This window comes from Ponticoccus sp. (in: a-proteobacteria), assembly GCF_048381735.1.
In genome coordinates this window covers 23,561-43,460 of sequence record NZ_JBLXGL010000009.1, presented here as the reverse complement: position 1 = coordinate 43,460, position 19,900 = coordinate 23,561, and the positions used below count along the sequence as shown (strand labels likewise).

Here is a 19,900-nt window from a genome sequence, read left to right as displayed (position 1 = left end):
TGGTCCAAATACCTCTGCGCCCCGCCCGCAGGGGGCGCCCCGCCCGAGGCCGGGCGCCCTCAGTCCGGCGCCAGCATGTAGCCCGCGCCGCGCACCGTCTGCAGGTAGCGCGGCTGCTTGGGGTCGCTTTCCAGCTTGCGCCGCAGCCGGGTGATCTGCACGTCCACCGCGCGCTCCTGCGCCTGCCCCTTGTCGCGGCCCAGCTCCTCGACCAGCTTCGACCGGCTCAGCGCCTCGCCCGGCCGGGCCGAGAAGATCCGCATCAGCTGGCTTTCGGTCGCGGTCAGGCGCACCAGTTCCTCGCCCTGCCACATCTCTCCGCGCTCGATGTCGTAGCGGATCGGCCCCAGCGTCAAAAGCTTCGGCGCCACCTCCACCACCGGCGCCTCGGGCACCCGGCGCAGGATCGCGTTGATCCGCAGAAGCAACTCCTTGGGCTCGAAGGGCTTCGACAGGTAGTCGTCCGCCCCGGCCTCCAGCCCGGCGATCCGGTCCTCGGTCTCGGACCGCGCGGTCAGCAGCAGGATCGGCATGGTCGAGCTCTCGCGGATCGCCCGGGTCAGGCTGATCCCGTCCTCGCCCGGCATCATCACGTCCAGCACCACCAGATCGAAATCCAGCCCCGCCAGCAGCCGCCGCGCATGCGCCGCATCGCGCGCCGCGCTGACAAGGAATCCGTGCCGGATCAGGAACTTCTGCAACAGTCCCCGAATACGCTCATCGTCGTCAACGATCAGCAGATGCGCGTCAAACTCGCTCATTCCCGGCCCTCCCTGAGCGCGTGATACTGGCCTCTCATCTCCGGGTCCATCATCTCTTCCAGAACCCGGCGGAAGCCCGCGACGGCCTCGGGCCCCGCCTCGCGGAAGGCCCTGCGCATCCGCACCCGCTGGGCCTCGGCCAACTCCCGCTCCAGCGCCTCGCCCTCGGCGGTCAGCTTCAGGTGGCGCTCGCGCTTGTCGATGCGGCCGACCCGGCTTTCCACCAGCCCGTCGCCGATGAGCGTCCGCAGCACCCGGTTCAGCGATTGCTTGGTGACGCCGAGAATGGCCAGCAGGTTGTTGACGGTCGTTCCGGGCGCCGAGTGGATGAAATGCAGCGCCCGGTGATGGGCGCGACCATAGCTGAGCTCGTCCAGAATGCGGTCCGGATCGGCGGTGAAGCCGCGATAGGCGAAGAACATCGCCTCCGCCCCCTGCCGCAGTTGCTCGTCGGTGAGATAAAGAAGCGTCTCGCCCTGAATGCGTCGTGTCTCTGCCACGCTGCCTCCGTCGTCGCCTTGCCGGTTTTCCGGGCAGCTTACGTCAGCCTTGTTGACATTCCAAGCACCGACTGTTAGCGAACCTCAGATTTGACGCAACTTTATGCCCGATCCACCCGGACCGGGCGCAACAAATGCAAATCGGAACCGCGTGAGCCAAAGGAGATCGAAGATGGCAGAAGGCGCATATGACGACCGCGACGGCAAGATCTGGCTGGATGGCCAGCTGGTAGACTGGCGGGCCGCGCAGGTTCACGTATTGACCCATGGCCTGCACTACGCCTCTTCGGTCTTCGAAGGCGAACGGGCCTATAACGGCAAGATCTTCCTGTCGCGCAAGCACTCGGAACGGCTGCATTTCTCGGCCAGGTGCCTCGACTTCGAGATCCCCTATTCCGTCGACGAGATCGAGGCCGCGAAGCAGGCCGTGTTGGACGCCAACGGCTTCACCGACGCCTATGTGCGCGCGGTGGCATGGCGCGGCGCGGGCATGGACATGGGCGTTTCCTCGGCGCGCAACCCGGTCCGGCTGGCGATCGCCGCATGGGGCTGGGGCAACTACTACGGCGACGCCAAGATGAAGGGCGCCAAGCTCGACATCTCGAAGTGGAAGCGCCCCTCGCCCGAGACCATCCCGGTCCATGCCAAGGCCGCCGGTCTCTACATGATCTGCACCACCTCGAAGCACGCGGCAGAAGCCAAGGGCTGCTCGGACGCGCTGTTCATGGACTACCGTGGCTTCGTGGCCGAGGCGACCGGCGCCAATATCTTCTTCGTCAAGGACGGCGAAGTGCACACGCCCAAGCCCGACTGCTTCCTCAACGGCCTGACCCGTCAGACCGTCATCGGCATGCTTCAGGACAAGCAGATCACGGTGCACGAGCGTCACATCGAACCCGGCGAGATGGAAGGCTTCGAACAGTGCTGGCTGACCGGCACCGCCGCCGAAGTCACCCCCGTGGGCCAGATCGGCGGCTACAGCTTCGAGGTCGGCGCGCTGACCCGCGACATCTCGGAAAGCTACGAAAAGCTCGTCCGCAGCTAAGCACAACAAGGGCGGAGCCTCCCCGGCCCCGCCCTTCTTCTGTCCGAAAATATCCCGGGGATTTTCAAGGGGCAGCGCCCCTTGAAGGCCCGCGCGGCCCCAGCGCGAACCGACCTGCGCGCCGCAAGGCGCCCCGTCAGAGCAGGGACCGCAGCATCGCCGTGTTGTTCTGCACGATCGAGTTCAGCTCGACCACCCGCGCCAGCCGGCTTTCGATCTCGTCCTGACAGCTGTCCAGCTGCTCGACGATGCCGCTCAGCGCCGTTCCGGACTCGGCCAGCGTCGCGCTCTCGATCTTGCACATCATCCGGGTCGAACTCAGCCCCGTCACATAGCGTTTCATGTCCAGCACCGACCGCGCGAAGCGCTTCGCCTCCTGCTCGACCTCGCGCAGCGAGTCCGCCGTCTGCCGCAGGAACTGCGCGCGGTGCCGCGCGACCTCGGCGATCTCGTCGTCGATCTTCACGGAGGCCGGGTAGATCCCGGCCAGGCGGGTCTTCTCGTCCCGGAAGACGGCCAGCATCTCGGCCTCGACCGCCGTGGCGAAGCCAAGGAACTGACCGTTCAGGATGGCATCGCGGATACGGGCAAAGACGCAGCTTTCGCCCTCGGCGAATGTCGTGACCCAGGTCGACATCTCTTCCAGCATCTGGCTGTAGTTCACCGAGATCGCGCTGATCGGACCGCCCGCGTTTTCCAGCCGTGACGCGATCAGGCGCATGTTCAGGGGCACCGTGCGGATCGCCTTGAACGCCTCTTTCATCTCGAGGATTTCGCGCTGCACCTCGTCGATGGCCTTCGACATTTCCAGAAAGCGGCGTTGCAGGGGGTCCATCGGGCGCGCCAGCTGGCGGGCGCGGGCCTCCAGCTCGGTTGCCAGCGCATGGGCCTGAAAGGCGTGATAGCTGGCAAAGCCCATCCCCGTCACCATGGCGCGCAGCGCCCCGGCGCTGTCCGCCGGGGTCATGCCCTCGGCCTCGCGGCGCAGCAGGTCGGCGTAACAGTCGCTGATTGTCGGGAACAGGGCAGAGGTCGGCTTGATCCGGGTCGAGATATAGCCCCCCCTCGAAAGGCGCGACCAGGGCGAAGACCCAGTAGAACCGCCCGCAGGTGCGCCGGTTCTTCACATAGGCCCCGGTCGGCTTGCCCGCGCGGATGCGGTCCCAAAGCAGCTGGAACACACCCCGAGGCATGTCGGGATGGCGGATCACCCTGTGCGGCGCGCCGATCAGCGCATCCCAGTCCAGCCCCGCCACGCGCTGAAAGACGGTGTTCCCGGCCTGTATCACGCCCCGCTCGTCGGTCCGCGAATAAAACAGCTCCTGCAATTGGAAGGTGGCCTCGGAGGCGCAGACCTCGGAGAGGAACTTGGGATCGTGTTCAGACATCGGCAACTCCACACCGCTACCGACAGAGCCTGCCGCAGATCCCTTTCCAAAACGGAAAGGGCCGCGCCGGATCCCTCCGCGCGGCCCCTGAAACTGCTTTCGATTTGTCTCTAACCCGGCGACATGCCGCGCAGGCGCTCGGACCGGCGGCGCAGGATTTCGACCGTGGTCAGCAGCAGGATCGAGATGCCCACCAGGATCGTCGCCACCGCAAGGATGGTCGGGCTGATCTGCTCGCGCAGGCCGGTGAACATCTGCCATGGCAGGGTCTGCTGCCGGGCCGAGCCCACGAAGATCACCACCACGACCTCGTCGAAGGAGGTGATGAAGGCGAACAGCCCGCCCGAGATCACGCCGGGCAGGATCAGCGGCATCTGCACCTTGAAGAAGGTCCGCACCGGGTCCGCGCCCATGTTCGCCGCCGCCCGCGTCAGCGAGCGGTCAAAGCCGACCAGCGTTGCGGTCACGGTGATGATGACGAAGGGAATGCCCAGGGCCGCATGCGCCAGCACCACCCCGAAAAGCGTGCCCTGCAAGCCGATGCGCGAGTAGAAGAAATACATCCCCGCCGCCGAGATGATCAGCGGCACGATCATCGGAGAGATCAGGATCGCCATGATCGCGCGCCGGAAGGGCACATGTTCCGACGACAGGCCGATGGCGGCAAGGGTGCCGAAGCTGACCGAGAGGATCGTCGCGAAGGGCGCGATGATCAGCGAGTTCTTCAGCGCCTGTTGCCATTCGGACGAGTTGAAGAACTCGCGGTAGTGGCGCAGCGAGTAGCCCTCGGGGTCGAAGCGCAGCATCTCGGGCGTGAAGGTAAAGAAGTTCTCGGCGTTGAAGGACAGCGGCATCACGACAAGGATCGGCGTGATCAGGAAGACGAAGATCGCCCCGCAGATGGTGCGGAAGCTGTAGTGCCACAGCACCTGCCCGCTGGTCAGGTAAGGCGGCAGCGGCACGCGGTAACGCCCGTAGCCGACCCAATAGGCGAACCAGCCGAAGAACCAGCCGAAGAGCGCGCCCATGACCGCCCCGGGGATGCCGCCCAGCAGGTAGCCCGCCAGGGCGAACAGAGCGACCAGGCCCCATTTCACCGGGCGCTCCTGCTCTTTCGGGACGACCTCCAGCACGACGAATGCCAGTGCGGCGGCCAGGATGAACCCGATCAGGATCCCCAGCAGGGAGGATCCGTTCGCGGCGCCGACGAAGATCCCGGCAAAGGCCCCCGCCGCGCCCACGGTGGGCGCCGCGAAAGAGATCGGCATCTTGCGGGCTTGGGTTTCAACAGCCATGGATCAGCCCCCCAGCTTGACGTTGTCGATGCCGACGATCTTGTCGTAGGCCCAGTAGAGGATCAGCACCACCGCCAGCAGGATCGTCCCCAGCGCGGCCGCGAGGCCCCAGTTGAGCGAGGACGAGATGTGGTAGGCGATCCGGTTCGAGATGAAGGTGCCGGTCGTGCCGCCGACGATCTCGGGCGTGATGTAATAGCCGATGGCGAGGATGAAGACGAGGATCGACCCCGCCCCGATGCCCGGCACCGACTGCGGGAAATAGACCCGCCAGAAGGCCGTCCAGTTGGTCGCGCCCAGCGATTTGGCGGCCCGCACGTAGTAAGGCGGAATGGTCGCCATGACCGAATACATCGGCAGGATCATGAAGGGCAGCAGGATGTGGGTCATCGCCACGATGGTGCCGAACTGGTTGTTGATCATCACCAGCCGGTCGGCATCGCCCACCAGCCCCAGCCAGACCAGCACGTCGTTGATGACGCCCTGCTGTTGCAGCATGACCTTCCAGGCGCTCGTCCGCACCAGAAGCGAGGTCCAGAACGGCAGCAGCACGAGGATCATCAGCAGGTTCGCCGTCCGCGCCGGCAGGTTCGCCAGCAGGAAGGCCACCGGGTAGGACAGCATGATGCAGCTGAAGGTGATCACCAGCGACATGAACATGGTCCGCTTGAACAGCAGGCCGTAGATGCGTTCGTCCTCGTCGCGCAGCCGCACGCCGTCGGGGGTCTTCTGCGCATCCACCGAGTTCAGGAAATAGCCCGAGGTGTATTTGGGCGAATACATCTTGATGGTCTGCCAGACCTCGACGTCGTGCCAGTCCTCGTCGATCTCGGCGAATTGCGCGCGCACGTCGACCGTCTCGAAGTCGGGGCTGGCCACCAGCTGGGCGGCGGCCTGAAGCATCTCGGCGCGCGGCCCGGTGTAAGAGCCCACATCGGCGCCGGAGGACAGATCCTGGTAAAGCATCGCGTGGACGATGGACCAGGGCTCTTCCTGAAGCGGGCTGTCGCCTTCCTCGACCTGCGTATAAAGCGCGAACTCGCGGTAGCTGGCCGCCGTCTCGGGCAGCAGGTCCTCGACGCCCTCGCGCAGCACGAAGCCCGGCATCTGGCCCCGGTCGCCCTGATCCGTGGCGTCCCATTCCGCCTGCGCACCGATCCATTCCGGATCGCCCAGCAGCTCGGCCCATGGCATCGCCTCGTCCCAGGCCGCGTCGAGATCCTCGAACTGGTCCTGATAGACCTCGCCGATGTCGTCGAGGCCCCGGCCCGACTTGCGGAACAGCGACGAGACACCGGTTAACTCGTAGTTCAGGCGGGTGCCGAGGCGCGTGTGCAGCTTGCGCTCGGCGGCGTAGAAGATGTCCTTGTAGGCTGCATCCCAGACCGCGTCGCCGGGCAGCTCGCCCGTCGTGTCGTCCCAGTCCTGCAGGGCCGCGGTGGTGCGCGGCAGCGTGTCGGAGACGATCTGGTTCTCGACCGAGCGGAACAGCATGTCGACGATCGGCGCGATGAAGGTGACCAGCACGAACAGCAGCAGGGGCGCGATCAGCAGCAGCGCGCGGATCTTCTGACGGCGCAGCGCGCGGGCCAGAGAGCGCTTCAGCGGCGTGCCGTCGGCGGCGAGCATTTCGCCACGCTTGCCGCGCTGCTCGGCCGCATCGGCGGCGCGCAGGGCGTTGTCGGGGGTCGGCCCCCCGACCTTGTCGGGATCTGTGCTGGCGTCGGTCATTCGGCCCCCTCGACGACTAGGATTGTGCTCTCCGCCGATGCGCGGCGGATCTCTGCGACCACCTGGTAGTCGGGGTCGTTGTAGGCGGCGAGCGCCTCTGCATAGCTGGGAAACTCGATGACGACGTGGCGGTCATGAACAGAGCCTTCCATGACCGTGCTCTGTCCGCCCCGGACAATGAAGCGCGCGCCGAGCGACTGCAGGATCGGCGTGTCCTTCTCGACATACTCCTTGTACGCCTCCGGATCCTTCACCGTGATATGGCCGATAATGTAGCCCTTGGGCATTCCGTCCGTCCCCTGTTGTCCCCTGCGCCCCGGATCGGGCGCTGATTTCGCGTGGCCCTTTCCGGGCACTCCTTCGTGAAAGGGCGGGGCCACCAGTGCCCCGCCCCCCAAGATCTTACTGCGCCAGCCAGGCCTGGAACTTCGCGTCGATGTCGTCGCGGTAGTCGGCCCAGAACTCGTAGTTGTACAGGAACGTGTTCTCGGCGTTGGCCGGGTCGGTCGGCATGTGCGGCGCCATGTCGATGCCAAGCTCTGCGTGCTGACCGACAAGCGGAGCCGAAGACGCACGCGCCGGGCCGTAGCTGATGTACTTGGCCTGATCGGCAAGACGCTGGGTGTCGGTGGCAAAGCGCAGGAAGTCCTTCACGCGGGCCAGACGCTCTTCGGGCAGACCGGCGGGGATGATCCAGCCGTCAAGGTCGAAGACCTGCGCGTCCCACATCATCGCGACCGGCTGGTCCTGCTCTTCGATCACGCTGAACAGGCGGCCGTTGTAGGTCGAGCCCATGAAGATCTCGCCATCGGCCAGCAGCTGCGGCGTGTCGGCGCCGGCGGACCACCAGATCGTCTGGTCCTTGATGGTGCCCAGCTTGGCAAGCGCCTGGTCCTGGCCCTCTTCGGTCTCGAGCACGTCGTAGACGTCCTCCTTGGCCACGCCGTCGCAGAGCAGCGCCCATTCCATGTTGTTGATCGGGCGCTTTTCCAGCGCGCGCTTGCCCGGGTAGGTTTCCAGGTCGAAGACGTCGCAGATGTCATTCGGCGCCTCGGCGCCCTCGGGGACCATGTCGGTGCGATAGCCGAAGGTGGTCGAATAGACGATCTGCGGGATATAGCAGTCCGACACGATCAGGTCGCCGAAATCGTCCGAGGCCTTGGAACCGTCGTCGCCATCGGCAAGCAGTTCGTCCGGGTCGTATTCCATTGCCAGACCCTCGTCGCAGAGGCGGATGGCGTCAGAGGCCACCACGTCCACCAGATCCCAGGTCACATTGCCCGCCTCGTTCATCGCGCGCAGCTTGGCCACCGCCTCGTTCGAGCTTTCGTCCCAGGCGACGCTCACCTCGGGGTGCATCTCGAGGTAGGGTTCCACATAGGCGTTCTGCTGCGAGGACTGGTAGGCCCCGCCCCAGCTGACCAGCGTCATCTCGTTGGACATCTCCTGCGCCTGCGCGGATGCGGCAGCGAGGGTCAGGGCCGAGGTTGTCAGCAAAGTCGTTGTCAGTTTCATTCTTGTCTCCCTTGTTTTCCCGATATCTGCGCGGAGGCCGGGTTACGGGTCTCGTTTGCCCGCCCTTTCGGAGGAAAGGGCACAGGGCGGGGGGAACCCGCCCTGTCCGCATGCGCAATGGGTCTTACTTGACCAGCCACGACTGGAATTTCGCTTCCACGTCGTCCTGGTTGTCAGCCCACCATTCGATGTTGTTCACCAGAAAGTTCTTCTGGTTTTCCGGGTTCGTCGGCATATGCGGCGCCATCTCGATGCCAAGGTCGGCATGGGTCGAGACCAGCGGCTGCGAGGATGCACGCGCCGGGCCATAGCTGATGTACTTGGCCTGATCCGCAAGGCGCTGGGTGTCGGTGGCGAACTTCACGAAGTCCAGCACCCGCGCAAGGCGGTCTTCCGGCAGACCGGCGGGGATCACCCAGCCGTCGAAATCGAAGACCTGCCAGTCCCACAGCATCGCGACGGGCTGGTCCTGTTCGACAATGACAGAAAACAGGCGACCGTTGTAGGTCGAGCCCATCACGACCTCGCCATCGGCCAGAAGCTGCGGCGTGTCGGCGCCCGCCGACCACCAGACGACCTGGTCCTTGATGGTGTCGAGCTTGGCAAGCGCGCGGTCCACGCCGCCGTCCTCGTCAAGCACGTCGTACAGGTCTTCCTGCGCGACACCGTCACACAGCAGCGCCCATTCGAGGTTCTTCTTGGGGCGCTTTTCCAGGCTGCGCTTGCCCGGGAAGGTGTCCAGGTCGAAGAGCGCGCAAAGGTCGCCCGGCGTCTCGCCGTTCCACTCTGCCACGTCGGTGCGATAGCCGAAGGTGGTCGAGAAGACGATCTGCGGGATGAAGCAGTCGTTGATCAGGGTCGGGCCGAAATCGTCCTCGACACCCTCGCCGCCGTCGCCGGGGGCCAGCATCTCTTCGAAGTCGATCTCCATCGCCAGGCCCTCGTCGCACAGGCGCTGGCTGTCGGGGCCCTCTGCGTCGACCAGATCCCAGGTGATATTGCCGGCCTCGGACTGCGCGCGCAGCTTGGCCACGGCCTCGTTCGAGGATTCGTCCCAGGTGATCGAAACCTCGGGGTTGGCCTCCATGTAGGGCTCTGCATAGGCCTTGAGCTGGCTGTTCTGGTAAGCCCCGCCCCAGCTGACGATCGTCATTTCGTTCGCCATGTCCTGCGCTGCGACCGCCCCTGCCGCAAGCGACAGGCAGGTTGAGGCCAGAAGCGTCTTGTGAAGTGTCATGCGTGTGTCTCCCTGATGAACACTTTCTTGTTGCCGGGCCCGGGTTGACGGTCCGGTCCGGATCTTTTGGCCGCCTGTGCCCTGCGGGCCGGCGGCGGCATCCCTGTTCGGCGCGACGCCGGACGGATCACTTCGCGTCCAGCGCCCGGCAATCCTCTGGCAGCCAGCCGATCTCGATCTGGGTGCCCGGCTGAAGCCGGACCTGATCCGGGGCGTTGCGCGTCTTGACCACGAAATTGTCGTTGCCCGCGACCCGCAGGCGGGTGCGGAAGATGTCACCCATGTAAATGAATTCCAGCACGTCCGCCTTCAGCGTATGCGCGCCTTCCTGCATCCGGTCCTTGTTGAACTCTACCCGTTCTGGCCGGATGGAAACCTGCGTGCGCTCGCCCGGCTTGCTGACGTTCACCGGCTTGGCGTCGATCATCTGCCCGTCGTCCAGCCTGACCGTGCAGGTGTTGCCGTGAACCTCCTGCACCACGCCTTCCAGCGTGTTGTTCTCTCCGATGAACTGCGCGACAAAGCTGTTCTGCGGCGCCTCGTACAGCTCATCGGGCGGCGCCAGCTGCTGGATGCGCCCGTCGTCGAAGACCGCGACCCGGTCCGACATGGTCAGCGCCTCGGTCTGGTCGTGGGTCACGTAGACCGTGGTGATGCCAAGGCTGTGCGCCAGGTTGGTGATCTCGAACTGCATGTGCTCGCGCAGCTGCTTGTCCAGCGCGCCAAGCGGTTCGTCCATCAGCACCAGCTCGGGTTCGAAGACCAGCGCCCGGGCCAGCGCGATCCGCTGCTGCTGGCCGCCCGAAAGCTGCGCCGGGCGGCGGCCGCCGAAGGCCCCCATCTGCACCATGTCCAACGCCCGCTTGACCTTGGCCTCGCGGTCGGATTTCCCCATCTTGCGCACTTCCAGCGGGAAGGACAGGTTCTCGGCCACGGTCATATGCGGGAACAGCGCGTAGTTCTGGAAGACCATGCCGATGCCGCGCTTGTGCGGCGGGATGTTGTTGATCGACACGCCGTCCAGCTTGATCTCGCCGTAAGTGGCGGTCTCGAAGCCCGCCAGCATCATCAGGCAGGTGGTCTTGCCCGACCCGGACGGCCCCAACATCGTCAGGAATTCGCCTTTCGGCATGGTGAGGTTCAGATCCTTGACGACGAGCGTTTCACCGTCATAGCTCTTCTGCACGCGTTCGAATGCGACGAATGCATCGCCGCTGTTCCCATCAGCCAAAGCAGGCTCCCCGTGTTGTGGTTCCGCGGATTTTTTCCGCTGTCTTGTCCTCATACTAAAGCGGCTGAGGCCCTTACATGCAAGCATCTCGCCCCTTGCGGCAGGATCACCCGGCGAATCCGGCACATTCGGTCACAAATGCGGCACGTGACAGGAAAAACGAACAGGTCAAAGCGCCCCTTCAGGCGATCCGACTTTCGCGGGTGGCGGCGCAGGCGGCAAGATCGGGGCCGGAATGGTCCGGTCGGGGACTCACCCCGAAGGCTGAGTCCCGCCCGATTGCACCGCCAAGTCTTTGAATTTCATGCCCAGAGCAGCTAATCTTCCCGGCAGACCGCGACACCCGACAGGACCCGCATGACCCTTCTTGCCCAGACCGAACGCATCCTCGGCGACCTGATCGCCTTTCCGACCGTTTCGGCGGACAGCAATCTTGCCATGATGGACTACATGGCCGCCTGGCTGGAAGGGCTGGGCGCCCGCGTCGACCTGTTCCGCGACGCCAGCGGGACCAAGGCCAACCTCTTCGCCACGCTGGGCCCCGAGGGCGACGGCGGCATCGTGCTGTCGGGCCATTCCGACGTGGTGCCGGTGGCGGATCAGGACTGGACCCGCCCGCCCTTCCAGCTGACCGAGGCGGACGGCCTGCTCTACGGGCGCGGCACCTGCGACATGAAGGGCTTCATCGCGGCGACCCTGGCCATGGCCCCGCATTATGCCTCGCAGACCCTGCGCCGCCCGCTGCATTTCTGCTTCACCCACGACGAAGAGGTCGGCTGCCTCGGCGCCCGCGCGCTGGTGCCCGAGTTGCAGGCGCGCGGCATCCGGCCCGCCATCGCCATCATCGGCGAACCGACCAGCATGCGCATCATCGAGGGCCACAAGGGCTGCTGCGAATACACCGTGCGCTTCACCGGGCTGGAAGGCCACGGTTCGGCCCCCGACCACGGCGTCAACGCGGTCAACTATGCCGTGCGCTACGTCGCCCGCCTGCTGGAACTGGCCGAGGCGCTGAAGGCCCGCGCGCCGCAGGGCTCGCGCTTCGACCCGCCCTGGACCACGGTCAATGTCGGGCGGCTGTCGGGCGGCGTGGCGCATAATGTCATCCCCGGCAAGGCCGAGATCGAGTGGGAAATGCGCCCCGTCGCATGGTCCGACGCCGATTTCGTCAAGGACGCCATCGCGCGGCTGGTCGAGCAAGAGCTGCTGCCCGCCATGCGCGCGGTCTCGCCTGCGGCCAGCATCAGCACCGAGGTCATCGGCGAGGTCGTGGGTCTCGACCCGATGGACGACAACGCGGCGCGCGATCTGGTGCGGCGCCTGACCGGGCAGAACGCCTGCGAGGTCGTGCCCTTCGGCACCGAGGCCGGACTGTTCCAGGGCATGGGGATGAGCGTGGTGGTCTGCGGCCCCGGCGCCATCGCGCAGGCCCACAAGCCGGACGAGTTCGTCTCACGCGATCAGATGGCGCAATGCCTCGAGATGTTGCAGGGGCTGGGCCGGACGCTGGTCGCCTGAGAAGGCCGCGCGGCGGCGGGGTTTCGGGATGGCGGGTGGGGCGATGTGCGCAGGCACGAGCGTCCGGCCCGACGGGCCGGCCCGGCCGTCACCCGGCAAAGGCCGGGGGCACGACCAGCCGCGTGCCGGGACCGATCTGCCCGACCAGCCAGCGCAGGTGATGCGGCGCGAAGGCCACGCAGCCCTCGGTCTGGAAGCCCGGGCGGCGCCAGCGGTGCAGGAAGATCGCCGAGCCGCGCCCCGGCTCGGCCTCGGGCCAGTTCCAGTCGGTCAGCAGCACGAGATCATACAGCGGATCGCCCCGCCGCAGGCGCTCGTGGCTGGGCGCATAGGGCGCCCGCACGAGGTGGTTGTAGGCGGGGTCCGCCGGATCGTCCGACCACAGGTCGCCGGGCCGGATCGGCAGCGCCCACCAGGCCGGCCTGGCCATGCGGTCGGGCCGGTAGAGCAGCGCGGTGATGTGGTGCACACCCGCGGGCGTCGCACCGTCGCCCTCGCGCTTGTCGGTCGTGATGCCACCGCGCCCCACCGTGCAGGGCAGGAGGCGCCCGGCAAAGCGCAGCCCGCTGCGCGTCAGGATCAGATCCTGCGGGCCGAACCTCACGCCGGAACCGCCGCGCCGCAGCCCTGAAGCACCTCTGCCGCGATCTCGAAGCTGCGCAGCCGCGCCGCGTGATCGTGGATCTGGCCCGTCAGGATCACCTCGTCGGGGCGGTGCGTCTCGACCAGCCGCCCGATCTGCTCGCGCACCTGCGCGGGTGTGCCCACGGCGCTGATCCGCAGCGCCTCGTCCAGCGCGGGCATCGCGCCCGCCGGCACCACCGAGGCCAGATCGTCCACCGGCGCGGGCAGCTTGCCCGGCTTGCCGGTGCGCAGCCGGTAGAAGGCCTGCTGCATCGTGGTGCGCAGGCGGTGCGCCTCGGCCTCGGTATCGGCGGCGAAGACGTTGATGGCCAGCATCGCGTGCGGCTTCTCCAGCGTTTCCGAGGGGCGGAAGTGGCGGCGGTAGACCTCCAGCGCCTGTTCCAGCGCGGCGGGGGCGAAATGCGAGGCAAAGGCATAGGGCAACCCCAGCGCCGCCGCCACCTGCGCCCCATAAAGCGAAGACCCCAGCACCCAGAGCGGCACCTCCGTCCCCTCGCCCGGCAATGCGCGCACGGCGCGGTCCGGCTGCGCGGGACCGAAAAGATCGCGCAGCTCGGCCACCTCGTTCGGGAAGTTCTCGGCCCGCTGCTGGTGCACGCCAAGCGCCCGCATCACCGCGTGATCGCCGCCCGGCGCACGGCCAAGCCCAAGGTCGATACGCCCGGGATAGAGCGTCGCCAGCGTGCCGAAGGCCTCGGCCACCGCCAGCGGCGCATGGTTCGGCAGCATGATCCCACCCGCGCCCACGCGCATCGTCCGCGTAAGCCCGGCCACATGGCCGATCAGCACCGCCGTCGCCGCCGAGGCGATGCCGGGCATGTTGTGATGTTCCGCAAGCCAGTAGCGGTGGTAGCCCCAGCGCTCGGCATGGACGGCAAGGTCCCCGGTGTTCTTCAGCGCCTGCGCGGCGTCGTGCCCCTCGGGGACCGGTGCCAGATCGAGCAGCGAATAATGCATGGCGGCTCTCCTTTCGACCTCTTATCTATGCGCGCCACGGCCCTGTGCAACGGGAGGGCTGGTCTGCGTCCGGCGACTGTGAGGGGGCGTCATGCCACAGGCATGCTTTCAGCATGACCCCCGCTGCTTGCGCAGCCCCCCAAGGTATCTTTGGACCAAAGAAGCGCAGGTGTGCTTAAAGGAGGTGACCGGACTTCCTCGCCTTCACCGCAAGGTAACGCGCGTTCTGCGGCGTCTCGCCGACCTTCAGCGGCACCCGTTCGGCCACGGCGATGCCCGAACGCTCCATCATGGCGATCTTGGCGGGGTTGTTGGTCAGCAGCCGCACCGAGGAGAACCCCAGCGCCTCAAGCATCTGCGCGCCAAGGCGGAAATCGCGCTCGTCGTCCTCGAAGCCCAGCCGGTGGTTGGCCTCGACCGTGTCGAAACCCTGATCCTGAAGCGCATAGGCCCGCATCTTGTTGGCCAGCCCGATGCCGCGGCCCTCTTGTTGCAGGTACAGAAGCACGCCCGCCCCCTCCTGCCCCATCTGCGCCAGCGCCGCGTTCAGCTGCGGACCGCAGTCGCATTTCAGCGAGCCCAGCAGGTCGCCGGTGAAACAGGCCGAATGCAGCCGCGCCAGCACCGGGGCGGCGCGATCCGGGCGGCCGATCTCGATGGCGTAATGCTCTTCGGATCCGTCCTCGGGGCGCCAGATGTGCAGCCGCGCGTTTTCCGCCGCGCGCAGCGGCACCCGCGCCGCAATGACATGGCCCAGATGCGGCAGCGCCTCCATGATGGTCGCGGCCTCCTGTGCCGGGACGCGGACCAGCCCCTGCAGCGCGCCCAGCCCCGGCGCCACCGGAACCACCAGCGCGGCGGGCAGCAGCCGCGCCGCCTTGCACAGACGCACCGCCAGCCGCTGCAACGCGGCAGAGCCGCCGCGCCGGGTTTCCAGCGGGCCTTTCATCGGGCGATCCATGTCGTCCGCCGGGTCCGCCACATCGGTCAGCCAGTCCAGCCCCGCGCCCTCGGGCACCACCACCCGCGCCACGTCGCCGTCATAGGCCCGCGCTTTCAGCGTTTCGGCCCGGCGCGCCGTCAGCACCAGGTCCGGCGCCCCCAGCGCCCGCAGCGCCTCCAGCCGCTCGGCGCCCAGCGTTTCCACCGCGGCGCAGATCACCGCGCCCTCGGCATCCTCCAGCACCACCGGCACACCCATGCGCAGATCGCCGCGCGCCCGCGCCAGTACCTCGTTCAGATCCGGTCCAAGGGCCATGACGCCTCCTGCGCCGCGCCAGACGCGCGGTTCCTGTAACATTCGCGCGATGCGGACACGTCCGCGTGATCGCTTGCAGCAATACTTGCCGGGCCTCCGTCATGTCCACATCTCACGGAAAAGGCAACACGACGGAGGCCCCGCCATGGCGCAACTGAGAAACATCCTGCTGGTCGACGACGACGAGGACCTGCGCGAGGCGCTGGCCGAACAACTTGTCATGACAGAGGATTTCGAGGTCTTCGAAGCCGACAGCGGCGCCACCGCCATGGCGCGCGCCAAGGAGCAGGTCTACGATCTGATCATCCTCGACGTCGGCCTGCCCGACACCGACGGGCGCGAGCTGTGCCGCCTGATGCGCAAGCAGGGGATCAAGTCGCCCATCGTCATGCTGACCGGCCACGACAGCGACGCCGACACCATCCTCGGCCTCGACGCGGGTGCCAACGACTACGTGACCAAGCCCTTCCGTTTTCCGGTCCTGCTGGCCCGCATCCGCGCCCAGCTGCGCCAGCACGAACAGTCCGAAGACGCGGTCTTCAACGTCGGCCCCTATACCTTCAAGCCCGCCATGAAGATGCTGGAGACCGAGGACAACAAGAAGATCCGCCTGACCGAGAAAGAGACGAACATCCTGAAGTTCCTCTACCGCTCGACCGAGGGCGTGGTGCCGCGCGACACGCTGCTGCACGAGGTCTGGGGCTACAACGCCGGCGTCACCACCCACACGCTGGAGACGCATATCTACCGCCTGCGCCAGAAGATCGAGCCCGACCCCTCGAACGCGCGGCTTCTGGTGACCGAATCGGGCGGCTATCGGCTGGTTTCTTGACAGCTCAACCTAAAGGTGTGCAGAGTTCAAGAGGCGCAACCAAAAGGGGCATGGCCGCCGAACCCAAGCCAAATGTCGCAGAGATTTTTGGCAGCGCGCAATGTAGTATGAGACAGTCATCGTCAGGATGATCCACGGAATCCCGTCGCATATGCGGGTCATCATATGCACCTCCCTGTTGGACCTGGCCGGGCATCTTGCCCGGCCTTTTTTTGTTCCGGGTCAGGCAGGGTGCGCCGTCAGGGACCACGGTCCTCGACCCCTCAGCGCGGCGCCTATGGCCTTGCGCCGGGGCCTCAGCCGCCGCGATTGTCCAGATAGTGGCGCACCGCGTCACCCACGTGGCGGAAGCGGTCGCCGCCAAGATGTTTCCCCCCGTACCAGCGGGTGACGACGACGATCTCGTTGAGGATCTCTTCGCGCTCCAGCATCCGCAGGATGACCTGCGCGGCGCCGCTTTCGCCGTCGTCGTTGCGCATCGGGCCCTCGTCGGTCAGGCAGGCCCATGTGTTGTGCGTGGCCTTGGCGAACTTCTTGCGCCGCTTCAGCTCCTTGAGAAAGGCCGCCGCCTCTTCGGCGTTGCGGCAGGCCCCGCCGGAGACCGCGTATCGGGACCCCCGGTCGCGGATGATGCTGTCAAAAACCTGCATGAGAGCGGGGTAGTCCGCCCGTGACGCCAGCGCAAGTCGGCGGCGGAAACCGCCGCCCCGCTGGCGCGTTACCCCGGCTGAAAGGAAATGCCATGACAACCACATTCGAAGTCCAGACCTTCACCGAATTCATGAAAGCGCGCGAGGACGCGGCCCGCGCCTATGTCACCGGGCGCCCGGATCTCGTACTGGATCTCTCCGCCACCTCCGGCCCGGCCAGCTTCTTCGACCCTGCGGGCCGGGTCGTGACCGGCGCCGATGCGGTGAACAAGGCCAATCGCGACGGCGCCCGCAACTTCGGCCCCGGCGGCAAGACCTTCTTCGAGGTCCTCGATCAGGGCGAGGCCGACGGCATGGCCTACTGGTCCGGTTATCAGGTGGCCGAGGTCATGCTGGACGGTGCGACAGAGCCGCAGGCGATGCGCCTTCGGGTCACCGAGATCTTCCGCGCGGGCGAGGACGGCTGGAAGATGATCCACCGCCACGCCAGCCCGGCGGCGGAGGGCTAGACAGCGCAGCCACCCCGAGACGGCTGCTGTCCGAGACCAAAGCGAGGACCCGCTCCGTTGCCGCGCCCTCCTGTCAGAGGAAGGCAGCCCGTTCACAGCGGGTGGCTGATGTGAAAGCGATGCGCGACAGCCCTGCGCCACCCCGTCCGGCGGGCATGTCCCACCGGTCGCCCCTGCCCGTCGCTGCCCCTTTGCAGGACCAGACCGGACTCTGGCCGGTCGAACTCTGGCCGGTCGGGCCCTGGCTGGATTGCCAGGGCCCTTGCCGTGCATCCCGTGAGTGTTCGAAGGGGTCGCAACCAATGTGCCGCCTTCACACAGGCTCACCCTGGGCCGCAATCGGTAAAGATATCGTCAAGCGCGCCCCGGGCACTGACGCTGCGTCACGAATCGCGCGCCGCCGCCTGCACCCCGGCCATCCGACAAAAAAACGCCCCGCAGTCTCCTGCGGGGCGTTTCGATCTTTTCAAGGCTTGGCGCCCACCGATTACTCGGCGGACTCTTCCTTCGCCTCTTTTTCCAGTTCCTTGCCGGTCTCCTGATCGACCATCTTCATCGCAAGGCGCACCTTGCCACGGTCGTCGAAGCCCAGAAGCTTCACGTAGACTTCCTGACCTTCCTTCAGCACGTCCGAGGGATGGTTCAGGCGGCGGTTCTCGATCTGGGAAACGTGCACGAGGCCGTCACGCTTGCCGAAGAAGTTCACGAAGGCGCCGAAGTCGACGATCTTCACGACCTTGCCCTTGTAGACCTGACCCTCTTCCGGCTCTGCCACGATCGAATAGATCATGTCGTAGGCCTTCTTGATGGACTCGCCGTCCGGCGAGGCGATCTTGATGATGCCGTCGTCGTTGATGTCGACCTTGGCACCCGAAACCTCGACGATCTCGCGGATCACCTTGCCGCCCGAGCCGATCACTTCGCGGATCTTGTCGGTCGGCACCTGCATGGTCTCGATGCGCGGCGCGTGCTGGCTGAACTCACCGGCGGACGACAGGGCCTTGTCCATCTCGCCAAGGATGTGCATCCGGCCTTCCTTGGCCTGGGCCAGGGCGGTCTTCATGATCTCGGGGGTGATGCCCGCGACCTTGATGTCCATCTGCAGCGAGGTGATGCCCTCTGCGGTGCCCGCGACCTTGAAGTCCATGTCGCCGAGGTGATCCTCGTCGCCGAGGATGTCGGTCAGGACCGCGTAGTCACCGTCGTCTTCCAGCACCAGACCCATGGCCACACCGGCCACCGCCGCCTTCAGCGGAACGCCCGCGTCCATCATCGACAGCGAGCCGCCGCAGACGGATGCCATCGACGAAGAGCCGTTGGATTCGGTGATCTCGGAGACCAGACGGATGGTGTAGGGGAAATCGGTCGAGGCCGGCAGAACCGCCTGCAGGGCGCGCCATGCCAGCTTGCCGTGGCCGATCTCGCGACGGCCCGGGGACCCCACGCGACCCACTTCGCCGACCGAATAGGGCGGGAAGTTGTAATGCAGCATGAAGTTGGATTTGAAGTTGCCGTGCAACGCGTCGATGAACTGTTCGTCGTCGCCGGTGCCCAGCGTGGTCACGACCAGGCCCTGCGTCTCGCCACGGGTGAACAGCGCCGAGCCGTGCGTGCGCGGCAGGAGGCCGGTTTCGCAGACGATCGGGCGGACCTGATCCAGCGCGCGGCCGTCGATGCGGCGCTTGTTCTTCACCACGTCAGAGCGCAGCACCACCGATTCCAGCTTCTTCAGGGCGGAACCGAGGTTCGCATCCTCAAGCTGCTCTTCCGAAAGCGTGGCCTTGATCTCTTCCTTGGCGGCAGAGACGGCGGCAACGCGTTCCTGCTTGTCCGTGATCGCGTAGGCGGCCTTCATCTTGGCTTCGCCCGCGGCCTTCACGGCCTCGTAGAGCGCCGAGTAATCCGGGGGGGTGAAGTCGAAGGGCTCTTTCGCGGCTTCTTCGGCCAGTTCGATGATCGTGTCGATCACCGGCTGGATCTGCTCGTGCGCGAACATCACCGCGCCCAGCATCTCGTCCTCGGTCAGCTCGTAGGCTTCCGATTCCACCATCATGACGGCGTCCTTGGTGCCGGCCACGACGAGGTCGAGACGCTGCTCGGGGTTGTTGCGCAGCCCCTGCATGTCGTCGACGGTCGGGTTCAGCACGTATTCGCCATCCTCGAAGCCGACGCGCGCACCGGCGATCGGGCCCATGAAGGGCGCGCCGGAAATGGTCAGCGCCGCCGAGGCCGCGATCATCGCGACGATGTCGGGATCGTTGACGAGGTCATGCGACAGGACGGTGCACATCACCAGAACTTCGTTCTTGAAGCCGGGGACGAAGAGCGGGCGGATCGGACGGTCGATCAGGCGCGCGGTCAGCGTTTCCTTCTCGGTCGGACGGGCCTCGCGCTTGAAGAAGCCGCCGGGCACCTTGCCCGCGGCGTAGTATTTTTCCTGGTAATGGACGGTCAGCGGGAAGAAGTCCTGGCCTTCTTTCTGCTGTTTCGCGAAAGTCACGTTGGCCATGACGGAGGTCTCGCCCAGCGTGGCGATGACGGTGCCGTCGGCCTGACGGGCGATCTTGCCCGTTTCCAGCGTCAGCGTCTCTTCGCCCCACTGGAGTGTCTTTTTCACTTCTTTGAACATCAGATATCCTCTTGGAGGCACTCCCGACCCCTGCCGGGTCCTCCGTTTCGATGACGGCCCCATTGCCGCCGACCCCTTTCATCATGTCATGCGCCGGGGCCATGGCGTCACGTCTCAGATGGGGGCGCCATACACATATTTCGACCTCTTGGGAAGACTTGTCGCGGCAAGGGCGATTGACAGCCGAGGCCGGGCAGGC

Annotated in this window: 18 protein-coding genes; 4 read left to right on the top strand and 14 right to left on the bottom strand. The window is 66.2% G+C overall.

Translation table 11 applies throughout. The features are described 5' to 3' along the window. Positions 1–59: 59 nt before the first annotated feature. The gene (locus ACN5KJ_RS15005) at positions 60–761 is read right to left on the bottom strand and encodes a response regulator (RefSeq protein WP_347166815.1); all 702 of its coding nucleotides are present in this window, start codon (positions 759–761) and stop codon (positions 60–62) included. Then, the gene (locus ACN5KJ_RS15000; protein ID WP_418594834.1) at positions 758–1,261 is read right to left on the bottom strand and encodes a MarR family winged helix-turn-helix transcriptional regulator; all 504 of its coding nucleotides are present in this window, start codon (positions 1,259–1,261) and stop codon (positions 758–760) included. Before ACN5KJ_RS15000 ends, ACN5KJ_RS15005 begins: the two co-directional genes overlap by 4 nt. Before the next feature lie 172 nt (positions 1,262–1,433). On the opposite strand from ACN5KJ_RS15000, the gene ACN5KJ_RS14995 reads away from it, so the two are divergent. Further along, a complete protein-coding gene (locus ACN5KJ_RS14995) occupies positions 1,434–2,306 on the top strand; it encodes a branched-chain amino acid aminotransferase (RefSeq protein ID WP_418594833.1) in 873 nt (290 codons plus the stop codon). A 136-nt stretch (positions 2,307–2,442) separates the two neighbouring features. On the opposite strand, the gene ACN5KJ_RS14990 is transcribed toward ACN5KJ_RS14995, so the two are convergent. From ACN5KJ_RS14990 to ACN5KJ_RS14960, 7 genes are all read right to left on the bottom strand, one after another. After that, positions 2,443–3,273: a hypothetical protein gene (locus tag ACN5KJ_RS14990; protein WP_418594832.1), complete on the bottom strand. Its 831-nt coding sequence runs from the start codon at positions 3,271–3,273 to the stop codon at positions 2,443–2,445. Between the two features lie 531 nt (positions 3,274–3,804). Then, positions 3,805–4,989, bottom strand: coding sequence for an ABC transporter permease (locus tag ACN5KJ_RS14985; RefSeq protein ID WP_418594831.1), 1,185 nt, complete (start codon positions 4,987–4,989; stop codon positions 3,805–3,807). 3 nt (positions 4,990–4,992) lie between these two features. Continuing rightward, complete coding sequence (locus ACN5KJ_RS14980) at positions 4,993–6,720, bottom strand: ABC transporter permease (protein ID WP_418594830.1); 1,728 nt, start codon at positions 6,718–6,720, stop codon at positions 4,993–4,995. Continuing rightward, positions 6,717–7,007, bottom strand: coding sequence for a DUF1330 domain-containing protein (locus ACN5KJ_RS14975; protein ID WP_418594829.1), 291 nt, complete (start codon positions 7,005–7,007; stop codon positions 6,717–6,719). Before ACN5KJ_RS14975 ends, ACN5KJ_RS14980 begins: the two co-directional genes overlap by 4 nt. 115 nt (positions 7,008–7,122) lie before the next feature. Next, positions 7,123–8,235: an extracellular solute-binding protein gene (locus ACN5KJ_RS14970; protein ID WP_418594828.1), complete on the bottom strand. Its 1,113-nt coding sequence runs from the start codon at positions 8,233–8,235 to the stop codon at positions 7,123–7,125. A 124-nt stretch (positions 8,236–8,359) separates the two neighbouring features. Beyond that, on the bottom strand, positions 8,360–9,472 hold the full coding sequence (locus ACN5KJ_RS14965) for an extracellular solute-binding protein (protein WP_418594827.1): 1,113 nt from the start codon (positions 9,470–9,472) through the stop codon (positions 8,360–8,362). Between the two features lie 127 nt (positions 9,473–9,599). Continuing rightward, on the bottom strand, positions 9,600–10,703 hold the full coding sequence (locus ACN5KJ_RS14960; RefSeq protein WP_347166808.1) for an ABC transporter ATP-binding protein: 1,104 nt from the start codon (positions 10,701–10,703) through the stop codon (positions 9,600–9,602). Between the two features lie 357 nt (positions 10,704–11,060). Between ACN5KJ_RS14960 and argE the strand changes: the two genes are divergently transcribed. Next, on the top strand, positions 11,061–12,221 hold the full coding sequence (gene argE / locus ACN5KJ_RS14955) for an acetylornithine deacetylase (protein ID WP_347166807.1): 1,161 nt from the start codon (positions 11,061–11,063) through the stop codon (positions 12,219–12,221). An 88-nt stretch (positions 12,222–12,309) separates the two neighbouring features. Here the strand turns inward: argE and ACN5KJ_RS14950 are convergent, their stop codons facing one another. From ACN5KJ_RS14950 to ribA, 3 genes are all read right to left on the bottom strand, one after another. Then, positions 12,310–12,825: a L,D-transpeptidase family protein gene (locus ACN5KJ_RS14950; protein ID WP_418594826.1), complete on the bottom strand. Its 516-nt coding sequence runs from the start codon at positions 12,823–12,825 to the stop codon at positions 12,310–12,312. After that, on the bottom strand, positions 12,822–13,823 hold the full coding sequence (locus tag ACN5KJ_RS14945) for an LLM class flavin-dependent oxidoreductase (RefSeq protein WP_418594825.1): 1,002 nt from the start codon (positions 13,821–13,823) through the stop codon (positions 12,822–12,824). Before ACN5KJ_RS14945 ends, ACN5KJ_RS14950 begins: the two co-directional genes overlap by 4 nt. Positions 13,824–13,998: 175 nt before the next feature. Then, positions 13,999–15,081 (bottom strand): GTP cyclohydrolase II, encoded by a 1,083-nt coding sequence (ribA, locus tag ACN5KJ_RS14940; protein WP_418594824.1) that lies wholly within the window; start codon positions 15,079–15,081, stop codon positions 13,999–14,001. A gap of 145 nt (positions 15,082–15,226) precedes the next feature. On the opposite strand from ribA, the gene ACN5KJ_RS14935 reads away from it, so the two are divergent. Next, positions 15,227–15,913, top strand: a complete 687-nt coding sequence (locus tag ACN5KJ_RS14935) for a response regulator (RefSeq protein ID WP_206566101.1) — start codon at positions 15,227–15,229, stop codon at positions 15,911–15,913. 296 nt (positions 15,914–16,209) lie between these two features. Here the strand turns inward: ACN5KJ_RS14935 and ACN5KJ_RS14930 are convergent, their stop codons facing one another. After that, positions 16,210–16,563 (bottom strand): YigZ family protein, encoded by a 354-nt coding sequence (locus ACN5KJ_RS14930; protein WP_418594823.1) that lies wholly within the window; start codon positions 16,561–16,563, stop codon positions 16,210–16,212. Positions 16,564–16,655: 92 nt separating this feature from the next. Here ACN5KJ_RS14930 and ACN5KJ_RS14925 point away from each other — a divergent pair, with 92 nt between their 5' ends. Next, entirely contained in the window at positions 16,656–17,072 is a 417-nt protein-coding gene (locus ACN5KJ_RS14925; protein WP_418594822.1) for a YybH family protein, read from the top strand. Positions 17,073–17,559: 487 nt separating this feature from the next. Here ACN5KJ_RS14925 and pnp read toward each other — a convergent pair whose 3' ends face one another. After that, positions 17,560–19,701, bottom strand: coding sequence for a polyribonucleotide nucleotidyltransferase (gene pnp / locus ACN5KJ_RS14920; protein WP_418594821.1), 2,142 nt, complete (start codon positions 19,699–19,701; stop codon positions 17,560–17,562). Between the last annotated feature and the right edge of the window lie 199 nt (positions 19,702–19,900).

What these genes read in the sequence shown, in the direction of transcription:
- ACN5KJ_RS15005 (WP_347166815.1), bottom strand. Translation starts at nt 761, where the DNA reads ATGAGCGAGTTTGACGCGCATCTGCTGATCGTTGACGACGATGAGCGT.
- ACN5KJ_RS14995 (WP_418594833.1), top strand. Translation starts at nt 1,434, where the DNA reads ATGGCAGAAGGCGCATATGACGACCGCGACGGCAAGATCTGGCTGGAT.
- ACN5KJ_RS14990 (WP_418594832.1), bottom strand. Translation starts at nt 3,273, where the DNA reads ATGACCCCGGCGGACAGCGCCGGGGCGCTGCGCGCCATGGTGACGGGG.
- ACN5KJ_RS14985 (WP_418594831.1), bottom strand. Translation starts at nt 4,989, where the DNA reads ATGGCTGTTGAAACCCAAGCCCGCAAGATGCCGATCTCTTTCGCGGCG.
- ACN5KJ_RS14980 (WP_418594830.1), bottom strand. Translation starts at nt 6,720, where the DNA reads ATGACCGACGCCAGCACAGATCCCGACAAGGTCGGGGGGCCGACCCCC.
- ACN5KJ_RS14975 (WP_418594829.1), bottom strand. Translation starts at nt 7,007, where the DNA reads ATGCCCAAGGGCTACATTATCGGCCATATCACGGTGAAGGATCCGGAG.
- ACN5KJ_RS14970 (WP_418594828.1), bottom strand. Translation starts at nt 8,235, where the DNA reads ATGAAACTGACAACGACTTTGCTGACAACCTCGGCCCTGACCCTCGCT.
- ACN5KJ_RS14965 (WP_418594827.1), bottom strand. Translation starts at nt 9,472, where the DNA reads ATGACACTTCACAAGACGCTTCTGGCCTCAACCTGCCTGTCGCTTGCG.
- argE (WP_347166807.1), top strand. Translation starts at nt 11,061, where the DNA reads ATGACCCTTCTTGCCCAGACCGAACGCATCCTCGGCGACCTGATCGCC.
- ACN5KJ_RS14945 (WP_418594825.1), bottom strand. Translation starts at nt 13,823, where the DNA reads ATGCATTATTCGCTGCTCGATCTGGCACCGGTCCCCGAGGGGCACGAC.
- ribA (WP_418594824.1), bottom strand. Translation starts at nt 15,081, where the DNA reads ATGGCCCTTGGACCGGATCTGAACGAGGTACTGGCGCGGGCGCGCGGC.
- ACN5KJ_RS14935 (WP_206566101.1), top strand. Translation starts at nt 15,227, where the DNA reads ATGGCGCAACTGAGAAACATCCTGCTGGTCGACGACGACGAGGACCTG.
- ACN5KJ_RS14930 (WP_418594823.1), bottom strand. Translation starts at nt 16,563, where the DNA reads ATGCAGGTTTTTGACAGCATCATCCGCGACCGGGGGTCCCGATACGCG.
- ACN5KJ_RS14925 (WP_418594822.1), top strand. Translation starts at nt 16,656, where the DNA reads ATGACAACCACATTCGAAGTCCAGACCTTCACCGAATTCATGAAAGCG.
- pnp (WP_418594821.1), bottom strand. Translation starts at nt 19,701, where the DNA reads ATGTTCAAAGAAGTGAAAAAGACACTCCAGTGGGGCGAAGAGACGCTG.